The organism is Paenibacillus sp. LX16 (genome assembly GCF_036252815.1).
Classification (GTDB): domain Bacteria; phylum Bacillota; class Bacilli; order Paenibacillales; family Paenibacillaceae; genus Paenibacillus; species Paenibacillus polymyxa_B.
In genome coordinates this window covers 1,128,961-1,142,091 of the sequence record NZ_CP141152.1, presented here as the reverse complement: position 1 = coordinate 1,142,091, position 13,131 = coordinate 1,128,961, and the positions used below count along the sequence as shown (strand labels likewise).

6 protein-coding genes are annotated in these 13,131 nt (G+C 46.4%); 1 reads left to right on the top strand and 5 read right to left on the bottom strand.

Annotation, left to right across the window (positions count from 1 at the left end):
- Positions 1-97: 97 nt before the first annotated feature.
- Together T3H97_RS05165 and T3H97_RS05160 are read right to left on the bottom strand one after the other, a co-directional pair.
- Positions 98-3,355 carry a glycoside hydrolase family 32 protein gene (locus T3H97_RS05165; protein WP_328801888.1) on the bottom strand — a complete coding sequence of 1,086 codons (3,258 nt, stop codon included), beginning with the start codon at positions 3,353-3,355 and terminating at the stop codon, positions 98-100.
- 92 nt (positions 3,356-3,447) lie between these two features.
- Entirely contained in the window at positions 3,448-3,768 is a 321-nt protein-coding gene (locus T3H97_RS05160; protein ID WP_328801887.1) for a glycoside hydrolase family 32 C-terminal domain-containing protein, read from the bottom strand.
- 501 nt (positions 3,769-4,269) lie between these two features.
- Between T3H97_RS05160 and T3H97_RS05155 the strand changes: the two genes are divergently transcribed.
- A complete protein-coding gene (locus tag T3H97_RS05155) occupies positions 4,270-5,310 on the top strand; it encodes a substrate-binding domain-containing protein (RefSeq protein WP_103049025.1) in 1,041 nt (346 codons plus the stop codon).
- A gap of 347 nt (positions 5,311-5,657) precedes the next feature.
- Here T3H97_RS05155 and T3H97_RS05150 read toward each other — a convergent pair whose 3' ends face one another.
- From T3H97_RS05150 to T3H97_RS05140, 3 genes are all read right to left on the bottom strand, one after another.
- The gene (locus T3H97_RS05150) at positions 5,658-8,174 is read right to left on the bottom strand and encodes a rhamnogalacturonan lyase (RefSeq protein ID WP_328801886.1); all 2,517 of its coding nucleotides are present in this window, start codon (positions 8,172-8,174) and stop codon (positions 5,658-5,660) included.
- Positions 8,175-8,548: 374 nt separating this feature from the next.
- Positions 8,549-11,842 carry a DUF5704 domain-containing protein gene (locus T3H97_RS05145; RefSeq protein WP_328801885.1) on the bottom strand — a complete coding sequence of 1,098 codons (3,294 nt, stop codon included), beginning with the start codon at positions 11,840-11,842 and terminating at the stop codon, positions 8,549-8,551.
- Positions 11,843-11,845: 3 nt separating this feature from the next.
- The gene (locus T3H97_RS05140; protein ID WP_328801884.1) at positions 11,846-12,790 is read right to left on the bottom strand and encodes a copper amine oxidase N-terminal domain-containing protein; all 945 of its coding nucleotides are present in this window, start codon (positions 12,788-12,790) and stop codon (positions 11,846-11,848) included.
- Positions 12,791-13,131 lie beyond the last annotated feature (341 nt).

The window sequence follows — 13,131 nt, the reverse complement described above, 5'->3', positions numbered from 1 at the left end:
CCTTTACATGTGCGCGGTTACATTTCATATTCTCAATAACATCAAGACGTAAAAAAAGAGAGTCCGTAAATACGGCTCTCCTTTTGAGATAAGAAATTCAAATTGGCTCGATCCTTACATGTTGGTAAAATGCCTGCCCTCCAAATACATTCACACCCACATGTCCCTCGGCGAACGTACTATCTTCCAGGTCGATGACCTGCTCACCGTCTACATCAATGCAAATGCGCCGGCCCTCCGCCACGATTTTAATATGATGAAACATTTCCGGCAAAACGAATCTTGGAACCTTGGCAAGCACCTGCTGCTCCTCGAAACGGCCGTCTTTTTTATAGAACAGGCGAATCGATTTCAGATTGGGGTCCAAATTCAGATAATAGCCACTCGATCCGTCAGCATTGGCGCGGAAAATCATGGATCCAGCACTTCCATTTCCATGCAGCTTCATATCAGCCTCATACGTAAAATCTTCCGCCTGCTCAGTAGCCATATAATTCGCATCGCTGATATAGCTTCCTCGCATCCCATCCGTTGTCACAATCCACCGCGATGCGGAAACATCCGGCTTCCAACCTGTAAGGTTGGTATGAAACACCCCGTCGTTCACCTTAACCAAGGTACTGTCACGCACCTTATCCTCCGGGTCGGAAGCCGTAACAACAGCTTCTCCTGGGGCAATCGCCTCCATTAGCACACTCCCGTCCTTGGACGCAGTGATCTTTACAATCTCAGGATTGTTAGAAACCCAAATCAGCGAGTTTTCTTTTTCTCCAGACTCATCCTCCACACTCGCGTACAGACGCTTCGTCTGCTCCCTCGCAAGCTCCACATAAGTGTGATCCATGATCACTCTGGTGGACGAAGCTTCTGGTATCCTCCAGCTGTTCCGCAAGGCATAAACATGGAGGGAAACAACTTTCACCTCACCCCCCTGGGTGTAAAAGCCCATCCCTCTTCGCGCCGAATCGGGCAAAATAATCTCCGAAAATACGACTTCTCCATCATTCCCAAACACCTCAACCGAGGATTCGTCCACAAATATACGCATTTGAATTCGATTTTCAATAGGTGCAAGTGATGCTTTATGAAGCGTTGAAAACAGAGTAGAGAAATCAGTAAGTCCTGAATCAGCACGGTTTACAAATATTTGTTGTACATCTGTTTTATAGCCGACTGCCGTTCTTTGCTCACCGCCATCCCGCACGTAAAACCCGAATGTCGAGGCAGCCCCAACAGAAGACAGTTCGAACTCCGCCTCAATCTCATAGGCACCTGCATTCAAACCTTCCAGTATATTCGGAGAAGATTCCGTGACACTTTGATTTTCTATCGAAAATAAACGGGAACGCAGCAAAGTCAGCTCGGATATCGGATGCTGTATCAAACGGATGCCTTCACGGGTTGTTTTTAGCGATAACTCTCTTGGGATGCTAAACTGTCCCTTCCAGGGAGAAGTCGGAAAGCTGAACGGATAGTCCCAATTCGTCATCCATGCCAGGATGATACGCCGCCCGTCGGGTACATTAGAGAAGGACATTGAGGCATAGAATTCCTTGCCCCAATCGGTTTTCAACACCTTCCCCGGTGAATGATCATTTTGAAATTTGCCATCAGGCGTCAGTTCACCGATAAAATATTCCGCATCCGAGCCTTGAGTATTCGCGCTGGCTCCAGTGCTAATCATCAGCACCCATTTAGAAGTGTTACCATCGTCTAACGGAAGCTGAAATAGATCCGGGCATTCCCATACTCCACCACGTATATAATCACCATAGCCAAAGTTATCCGTCCAGCGCCAATCCAATAGGTTGGTGGAGGTAAAAAAACGGATATGATCGCCTCCCGACACTACCATAATCCAGCGCTGATAGGCTTCATCCCACACTACTTTAGGATCACGGAAATCCCAATTGCCAGGATCATTTTCACTTTGGCCCGGGTTCTCTATTACAATTGGACGGTCTTTCGGGTATTGCCATGTGCGCCCCCGGTCTGTGCTGTAAGCAAGGCCGATTCTCTGGTTTCCCTTGGGCTGATCGGGATTGAAGGAAGTGTAATAGGCAATCAGCCCTGTTCCTCCATAGTCACCGAACAAGCCGGAAGTATTGGTTAGATCAGCTACAGCCGAGCCGGACCAGATATGGCCAAGATCATTCCACTCCAATGCAAACGGAAGCCTTTTCCAATCCAGCAAGTTCTGGCTGACCGCATGCGCCCATTGTCCACCATCCTGATGGAACAGGTGGTACTCCCCCTCGAAATAAACTAATCCGTTCGGATCGCTCGCGGAACCTCTAGCAGGGGAATAATGATACTGCGGGCGATATTTTTCTGTATAGTAATTCGAGACAGAGGTAAGGTAGAAATCCTGAAAATAAGCGATTCCTCCGGTTACTTTCAAGCCTGTAAAGCCGTTGGTATAGCTGCTATCCATGCTATCAATTGCCGCAGGCGTATAGCCATCTATAAACACCTGAATCCGCCCTCCATGAGCGATGATTTCCAAGTGGTGTTTGCCGCTGAACCCACCCGGATATGTCTGCGCCGACCTTGTAATCAACGTTCCGTCCGCCTTCTTCAGTTGTACGCGAACCTGATTGCCTTCGCCTTGCACAGAAGCAACATATCCATCCTTCCCATCCTGACTCCCTCTGAAAAATAGTCCTGCTTCCATTCCCGGTTCAGAAGGATTCAGCGTCACACCGCCTTCCAGCACCAGGTCAGCAGCTGCGGGTCCATATATTTTCAATGCACCCTCTGTACTTACTCCCTCCGCCCTTAGCCCCCGCAGGTCAGGTTGCCATTTTCCACGGATCAGGAGCGGTCCGCTTAGATTCGTATCCATATCACTGACTTGAATGTTCTGAAATAACGCCGATCCATTCCAAACATTCAGCCCCAAATATCCTGATGTATAAGTCGTATCGAACACATCTATAATCGGGTTATATCCCTTATCCCAGAACACCTTAAAATGGGAGCCCTCTACGCTCACCTTGAGATGATAAATAGCTCCTTTTTTTAAATTGGCCTGACGTTCCTCTTTCAGTTTTCCAATATCCCCGGCAGCATCCCGCAGCCGCAACAATCCGGCAGCTGGTACGATCTGGAGCATATAGGAAGACAACCCGTCCTCACTGGAACGGAATACTAGCGTAGCATCCGCCTGTGTGTCAGTGACCATCACATCCGCCTCAAAAGTAAAATCCTGAGACGTTGTTCCGGACATAGCCATCACATTTTCCTGTGGCTCCGACCTCAGCAAAAGTCCCTGGATGTTATCTTCTATGTGCCCTTGTCCTTTAATCTGCCAGCCGGTCAGGTTCGTTCGCGTGTTTGCCAACTCCATCTCCATTCCCAACCTCCTGCCTTCCAGTACGGATTAACACTGCGCTTCCACTACAAAACAACAGGGAAATCACTGTATAGGTCATCATGAAGAAAATCTCATTTCAGCGCATAAAGCTCCAGCGAAAACAACGTGATCTGCTCTTCCGCTGTGAATTTTTCAAGACCCCTAGATTCTGCATCAGGAAATATTAAATCGGTAATTACCACCTGCCCGTGGTTAAAAAACACTTCAATGGACGAACGATCCACATAGATATGAAGGTCCAATCGGTTTTCTGCCGTTTCCAGTGGGACTGCGTGTCTCCCTGCAAATTCCTCATGAAAATCCGAACAGCCTGACCTTGTCCGGTCTACATATACTTCCTGTGATTCGGAAGCATAGCCGACGAGCGTCTCCTGTTCTTCTGATACTTGCAATCCCCCCCAATCTGTAATAAATCGTCTGTACAACAAATTTGAAAAGGCTTACATTTTCCATCTTCAATTTACCAAATCGAAATGTCATTCGTCAATTATTTTTGTAAAAAATTCATTTACATTTGACTAAATGTGGCATTAATAAATTATGCTTTTGCAAGAAGAAATGATAACAGTCATAGTATATAATCCAACTTTGAAAGTTACCCATTAACAATGACCGCTTTACTTATACAGCATGGATCTGTCCTCTCTGTTTCCCATGCGCACTTTTTTTTGTCCAGCTTATATAAGATTGAATTCAAATTCATTTGTCGATCCGATGGAGTTAAATAAAAGTTATCAAATAAACCTTACAAATGTAAATATTATTTGTTCATTTGCAAGGTAAACATTGCTATTTTATGCGAACTATTATACATTTAAGGTCTGAACGAAGAGCCGTAAGAGGAAATTGTACCTCTCAGGCAATCCATTTTTTATTGAAGGTGGAACCTGTCTATGAAGAAAGAAAAAGTCACTATTCAAGACATTGCCGACGCTTTGGGAATCTCCCGAAATACCGCGTCCAAAGCAATTAACGGTAATGATAGCATCCCGGTTGATACTCGGAACAAGGTCATTAAAAAAGCGATAGAACTTAAATATAAGCAATTTGCCTATGTGGAAACGGAGAGTATCATCCCGAAAAATCAAGGTAACATTGCCCTGGTCACATGCAATCTGCCGAACAGCTCACATTTTGGCTCCTTACTCATCAGTGGTTTGGAGAAAAGAATAAGCGCAGAAGGGTATAATCTGTCGATTCATATTGTGCGGGAAAATGAAATCCATGCAGGAACGCTTCCTAATAATTTTGAAGCCTCCAAGGTGGATGGAATTATTTGTATTGAAATGTTTGATCCACAATATAGTGAGCTTATTACGGATTTGGGACTGCCCACGATCTTTATTGATTGTTCTGTGGACATTTTTTACCCTGATTTGAAAGCGGATTTATTGTTGATGGAAAATGAACATAGCATTTATTCTGTCACCAAAAGCCTGATTCGTCGTGGATTTACGCGGATCGGTTTTGCTGGGGATTATAAGCATTGCAAAAGCTTCAACGAGCGGTGGGTTGGATATAACAGAGCTTTAATCGAAGCAGGTCTGAATGTGGATTTATCTTGCTGTATCGTCGATCAGGACCGAAATTTTTTCTCCGAATCGGATTGGATGGATAAACAATTGGACGGCATGAGCGTGTTACCTTCTGCGTTCGTGTGCGCCAATGATTTTATTGCCGTCAGTGTCATGAAAGCGCTCAAAAATAAAAACTTGAAAATTCCTGACGATATTGCCGTGTTTGGGTTTGATAACGCTCCTGAATCCCGGATTGTGGAACCTCATTTATCCACCGTGCATATCTACAACAACGAAATGGGCATTACGGCGGCTGAGATGCTATTGGCGCGGGTCAAAGATCCTTCCAGACCTTATCAAATCACGCATATCAGAACAGAACCGATATTTAGAGAGTCAACTCCGACATTGCGATAGAAGGTGAGAGTAAAAGAGGTGTTCTTACGACGCTCCGCGAACGGAACGTTGCTCCAATCGCTGTTGTATCCGGATTTTATTAAATAGCCTAGTGGTAAAAATCCGAATACAAAGGCGACCACTCACGCTTTTTCGCAATCGCTCCGTCCTCTCCGCTGCTTTCAGCGTTTCCCTCATTATTAAGGATTTTCTAACCATCAAAATAGACCTTGGATAGAGCTACCTCTACTGTGAAAGCTCTAAGAAAGCAAAAAGACAAGCCTCTAAATAATCCAGAGACTTGCCTTTTTTCTAAATCCATTAACTAATTTATACGCCGAAATAGATCTTAGTCTTCAGCTATTGGTTTATAAATCCTCTGCTGGAACTACAGGAACTACTGGGACTGCTGACTCTCCCTCTATTTCCTTCGTATCTATTTCCGCACCATCGACTTTCGTTTCATCGATTTTCATTTCATCGACTTCTTTTTCATCCACCTCCGTTGCCTCTACTTCATCCGCTTCGTCGCTGCTATCTCCATCCATCAAGGCTTTTGGCGTGTAGAGCTTGGGAATCGGTACATTCGCCCAATCCATATCGGATGCAAAGTAAAAGCTTGTATAGGACGGCTGGTTATACCCAGTATTTTGACGCGCCACATCCGTGCGATACTGCGGATCATGCATTAACGTGTACAATTTATGCGTCGTAGGTTCTGTGCTCAGATAGATACGGATTGCTGAGCTATCCGCTGTGCGGACGAGCATTTCCTCCCGCCAATCTCCGAAAATGTCGGCTACCAGCGATGGAGTTCCTTTCGTATAGTTGTTCGTTTTGGTTCCAGTAGCGGTCAACAATGTACCTCGTTTCCAATCCTCAATGGTTGGGGTTACATCAATTGCGCCGTTTACGATTTGTGTGGTCATATCAGCTGCCCATTTGATACTCATATTGGTACCCGGCATCTTCGTATCCAGCTGTTTCCCCGCTGCGGTCCACAGGCCTATGGCCCACGTCTCCAGACCTCGCTGATCCGGGTCTATGTCACCGACCATTCCCCGACCTGTATCCTTGCCGGAATATGCGCCGTAAATGATTTCACCTGTTTTGGCATCCCGCAAAGAATAGCCATATGGAGCGTAGGTGCCACCTTCATGTACCATAAAGATTTCTTTGCCGGGGCGATCCGGGTCAATATCGGTTACATGCAGCGCATCGCCATGTCCCAATCTGGCGGTTTGACCCGGAGTTGCGCTTTCAGGAGGCATGACATCAAATGAGCTGTACAACAGGCTGCCATCATGGTCAATCGTGGCGGAACCGTATACGATTTCATCCTTGCCGTCACCGTCCACATCCACCACGCTCAAAGAATGCGCTCCCTGTGTGGTCAAGGTGCCAAATTTCGGGTCCGTTCCATCACGCCCGTGCGGACTATCGTTAAATGGATTGGTCATTGGTGTCCAGCCACTGTCCACCATCCAATGTTTTTGGAGATGGCGGCCATCCCATGTGTAGGTGGCCAAGGTGGAACGCGTATAATAGCCGCGTGCAAATACGGCGTACGGCTTGCGTCCGTCCAGGTAAGCCACACCTGCCAGGAAGCGGTCTACACGGTTGGCGGGTTCAATTCGGGCCATAGCGTAGTCGCCCCACATGAGGCCATCGTCATGACGCTCCGGCTCATAGCGGATGGTATCCAGCTCAGCACCCGTTTTCCCCTTGAAAATCGTCAAATACTCCGGTCCATCGACAATAAAGCCCTCGAACTCTCTCAGCTTGTTTTTGTCGCTCCGTGATGGTGCATATACATCCATAAAGTAGTCTGTCAGGCTTTCCGCATCCTTTCGGGATAACGGATAACTGTACTTCGGAGCGATGCCAAAGCATTCCTCCAGCGTAGCAGGCCATTGTCCCTTGACCACTTCTTCATGTTTCGTCCAGTTCATGAACATGTTCACCACATGCTCATAATAATCCGAGCGGCTCAAACGGTAATCGTCCTCATGTGTAATCCCTGCTTTGCGATCCTCACGTGGCAGAGTAATATACTTTTCTTTTTTCGGCTTGCCCTTCTTATCAAAAGAAATCGTTTTGGTCCCTGGAGCCGTTTTGAACATCAGCTCGGCTTTACCATCGCCGTCAAAATCGTAAACCATCATCTGTGTATAATGCGCACCAGATCGAATATTCACGCCCAGGTCGATCCGATACAACAGTTTGCCTTCGGCCGTATACGCATCAACATACGTATTTCCGGTGTACCCCTTCTGAGATACATCCTTGGAGTTCGAAGGGTCCCATTTTACAAAAAATTCATATTGTCCGTCTCCATCCACATCCCCCACACTCATATCGTTGGCCGAATAAGTATAGGATTCACCCGCTGGTGTTACACCATCGGCAGGCTTTTGAAGAGGAAGCTCATAGTAACCCTGCTGCCATGGCTTCACTTTGGCGCTACGATCCTTTTCTTTGCCTTTTACGACTGAAGCTACTCTGTACACCGCATTTCCGGTTCCTTCCTTATCCACATAGTTGGTGCTGTCGGTCACCGTCGCGATCTTCTTACCGTCACGGTATACGTTAAAGTCCGCTCCTGTCAGCCCCGTTGAACCGTAGCCGTTCACTTCTTGAGCCAATAACCGCCAGCTTAAAAATACCCCCTCCTGCGTCACCGCAGCTACCAGTCCGCGATCCAGCTTTTCCAGCTGAATGCTGCTGCTACGGTTCTGTTCAACTGCAATGGCTGATTCCGCCTGTAGTGTCGGTTCGGACAAATCTTCTGCAGCCACTCCTCCAGTCGTGCCCGTCATCGCCAGCATGATTGCCAGCGCAGCGGTCAAGGTTCCCTTTCGCCATGCGCCTTTCCTTTGAGCCATTCAAGTCGTCCTCCTCAATTGTATTGTGATGACAAGCAAGTACGCCAAAATGATTGCGCTTACATAAATTAAATTCCCTATTATTATAGTTTTGCCATTCCCCCAAACGCGTTTAAATATCCGAGGATTTCTCTACACAAATCCGTGTTGTTTACTCATTCCAAATAAAACAGCCCTCACCAAGCCTGTATGAAAACGGCATGCTAAGGGCTGAACACCGCCAAACTCCCCATGAAGGTAGAGGAAGTAGGCAAAATCATATTCGCATAAACTCAAAAGGAAATATAAAAAAACGGACAGTGGATTGTTCCCATTGTCCGTTTTCGTATTTTTCGCGCTAGTTATGGATTAGGATTCGTCTTGATTACTACAAGCTAGTGAGGGACAAATGAACTGAAATCGTCCCGACTGGACTGATCTGCATGATAAAATACTACATCCCCGTCCTGTAAATGAAAGATATGCCCGTAAGGGTCTTTAATCTCTCGGCGGTAACCCTCCAGTTGCCACTGGTTCAATAGCGGACCATTTATATACTGTAAATGCGGATGCTCAGCGTCCCCCTGACGCAGTGACTCCACATTAAAGCGGACGACGATAAAACCCGTTTTCTTGAATATATCTGTATGCTCGTTTAGCTCCTGACGGCGACTGACCTCGCGCAAATCCGTATCTTTGGTGACTGCGTAAACATCAGCAGGCAGGCTATATTCGCCATACCAGCGCTGAATCGAGGCATTAGCGCGATCCACGTTGACCCCATTGGGCAGGTCTGTCTTCGGACCAATCAAGGTACGCACAGCCGCAGGCAGCACCAGCCAGTCGTAACGTCCAATCCAGCTCTTGCTGCGTGCAATACGGTGGGCATACAGGGAAACATAACGTTCCAGTGTTAACTGGCTTTGCTGTGCTTCACTCAGCTCATGCTTGTATTGGTAGGCTGCCGCGTCCTGCATTTCCTCCATCGGCACATTGCGTAGCCGTTCATTCAAAATAACATATCGCTTTTCCCGGTCCTCCGCCGATCCCAAACGGATAAATTTTCGACTGCCGGCATGTGTATACAGATCCACCTCTTCCCGCTGTCGCCCATCTTTGCTCACCCAATAGAACGATGGCGTGATGCGAATACCGTCCTTGGCACTAAACATATTGCCTTTTGTTTTGAGGTCAAACTTGAAATGATAGCCTGTCTTGACCGCCACATTTGCATAACCTTCATATGGGTGACTGCCGGGGCGAACGGGCAAGGTGAATGGCTCCGGGTTCCCTCTAGGCAACCCGTCAATATTGCCAAGCCCCGTCCAATAGGACAGGCCACTATGCGTGGGGCTTCCTTTTCGCTGCCGAAACACCCGCTCCCAATGGTAATCGGCAATATCCGTGATATGAAAATCATACATCCGTCCGATGACCTCTATATTTACCACATCATTGGCAACATGATGGGCAATATCTGTGTTGGCATGGCGCTGTTCGGTGAAACCGTCCGGTGCATTCTCGGCAATGGTACGGAACTCTACTGTATAGTTACCTTCATCCACCCATACGGGCAAATAAAAGTCTGCGTCGAGCTGCAGCACCGGAATGTCGATCCAGGTACCTCGTGGATAAAATAGTGTCTTTCCTTTGTCGTAAACATCGAACGGAAATCGCACCTGCTTGGTTCGTACATATTTGGCATACTCCCGATCACCATAGCCGGGAATGTTCAAATGTGGGCCTGCTGTCGAGATCGTCACCCGGAAAGGGCGCTCCAAAATAAGCGCCGATCGTCCCTTCGTAGGTTGGGTTTTCTGATTATGAGCAGCATCGTCCGACACACTAGACAGATTCACTACGGGAGTGTGGACAGTCACCGTATTAATTCCCTGTATTGGGAACGTTTTATCCTCACCTCCATTGATATTTCCTTTGAGAATAGCGTAAGTGATGTCACCGCTGCTAGGCGTATTGGACTTATTTACCTTATGCTTATCAATCACATGATCCGGGCTGTACAGCACATCCGGCCCAATCGCTCCGGAAGAGGGTATAACGCCTGGCCTAGGGCCATTCACCTTAACGCGCTCCGGATTCATAATGATTTTATTTTCAAAGGTCAGAGTATCGTTCTCCACTTCGATTTCCTTAACGGCCCCCTCTGCCTTGGATTTCAGTACACTGCGGTCATCAGGCACACTTGGCTTGCTGCTGCCACCGTTTTTGCTACGGCTGCCGCCATCCACTGTCCCGGGTGCAGGGGGCGGATAAAAATAGCCCTGAGTCGCTGCAACATAGGAAGGAGGTGTATAGGATTGCGGATGCAGGGTGATTGTTTCATTAGGTAACGCATAATTTCGGAGCGCAGCCTCCTTGATGCCATACACCTCCAAATTATCTATCGTCCAATAAGAATACGGACGGACGATTTGATAAGTATAGGTTCGCTTCACAGTTTCTCTCCTCGTAGATTTTTTCTTGGGCCGCCAGCTTAACCGATATTCCCGTTTTACATTCACCGTATATGTACACTGGCCTGTCATGTTCACAAACTTATGTTGAAAAAGGTATCTCTTCGCTTGCACATGACCGTATAGGCTTTCAGATGTAGGAATACCTTTGGATACGTCAAATCGTTCCCGACCACGCTGGTCCGCTTTGATAACAGCAGATACTGTCGGGTCCAATTCGGCAGTTTCCAAGCGCAGACCTGGAACGGGGCGGGAGCAGACAACACCTTTTGTTGGCTGTTCATTATCTTGGCAATCTGAGGGTGCCCCCTCTTGGCTTTCTCCAGGCTTAGGACAGCCCTGAGCTTCTTTGTAATACAAATAAGCGGTAAACTGCTCAAAAGAACCGTCATAGGTAAATCCGGGTACAATTCCCGGTAAAATATCTCCGCTTGGCGGTTTACCTGTCGTGCTTTTCTTATAACCCACATACTCATATTTCGGGTTGGTTGGCGGGGTAAAATCATACGGTTGATCAGCTTTTAGTTCATCTTCTATTGGTGTAAATACGTTGTTAAGTGATTTTCCATCAGTGGTAAAATGCTTGACGATTAAACCACTATCCAGTTCGATTTTGAATAAAATGGGCTGATAGATACGCCAGGCTTCTACTTCCTTTGCGCAGGTAGGGCAACTCTCTTCCTTGATATCTTTGGCTATGACTTCCGCATTAAGCATCATGTTTACTGTAATTGGAATAATGGTGGAGTCCGTTCCAACCCCCTCTAATTGATAGGAACGAATATCGTCCTTCACTGTGCCTTTACTTATGTAACGTACGTATTCTTCATAGCTATCAGAACGAGATTTCTCAAAATATTTGATATAGTCAGGGTTCAGTTTGTTGTTCTCATCATTAGGTTTATAAAGTGATGCTTCAACACTTTTTATTTTTCTACCCGGGAAACTAAATTTGTAAGTAAAAGTAGCCTCACCATGCATCCCTTTTCCAGGCTGTTTACCACCGTTTGTGACCCACGTCCCTGCGATATTCTTCCACATATCGAAATACATCATACCGACAAAGTAACGATTATTCTTGTCTGCATAGTAGGACAGCGGAGTAATTTCTGTATCGGCTGCCGCCTTATCGATGGGAAAAGAAAAAGGTGGGAGCTGCAACAAAAGCAGTACCCCCACCAGCAATACGGCCAGAATGCGTTCAGTTTTCCCCATGTCTTAATTACCTTTCCACGGGTTAACCATTATTGGGATGTAGTCTCTCGACGCGAGATCAAAACCAATATACTCAATGTCTTGCAGCTTAAAAGTTTTATAATCCTTGTTGCCATAAAGGTTAGCGTCAGCGTACGAATATATTTTGTAATAGAGCATCTTTGTACCGTCTCCATTATCTTGCGTCATTTCATCTAGTGCAGGGCGAAGGCGCACATCCTTATTTTTAGTCAAGTAAAAAAGGCTGCCTGCTGTAGATTTTGTTTTGGCCCGCACTTTCAGGTATGGAACTCCCTTTGGACTCGTATAAGGCTCGACTGAATAAATATCGCGCAACAACTTAATAGGCAAGTCGGACAGTTTAAAGATCACTACTTTGTCATACGGCTGACCGACAACATTGTTTAGAAGACCAGGCATTGTGCCAATCGCCTTCTTATACGGCTCAATACTCACTGCCTGATGCCCTGTATCCTCCAGCGCAGCAATTTCCTTCTTCCCAATCCAGACCCAGCGGCTAACCTTATCCCACTCCACCGTCTGTCCCAGGCCTTCACTTACCAACCGCAGCGGCACAAAAGTACGGTTCTGCTTCAAAATAATCTTCGTTTCATACGTTTTGGTCTGCCCATCCACGGTAGCGGTGTTTTGACCCACTGTCATGTTAACAGCATGGGCATCATTTTTAATCGACACAGCCAATTGGCCGCCTGTTTTCTCCCAGCCTACCTTAGCCCCTAGCGCTTCGGATACAAAACGAATGGGAACCATCACATAATCGTTACTATCCTGAAAAGGTTTAGCATCTGGAAACTGTATTTTTTTCGCGTTTAACAAAACTTCAATGGGTTTGGTGCTGCTTGCTGCCTCCGTCGTTGGAATCGTACTTGTCGCCCCCCATAGCAACGTGACTGCGGTCAAACTCAACATCCATTTTTTCATACTCATCTCTCTATCCCCTTTGTCAGCTTAAACTTTAAACTATGTATATCATCTCTAATCTCATAAACTTATCGCATCCCCACTTTCGGAAAATACTGGATACAACTTATATATTATAGGGTTTCCCTATTACAAAATCTATAAGAAAAACTTCTAATATAAAGTATTCCAAAAAATAGACTCTATTGAGCAATCCCCCCCCTAAATCATAGAGCTGACTCCTTAAAAAAGTTATATTTCTGAAAATCCCAACAAAAAAGGGCTGCCTCTCCCCTATGAAGGAAGAAACAGCCCGTGTGCTTCACGCGCAACAAAACTATGAATATATCAGCTCATACCACCATATG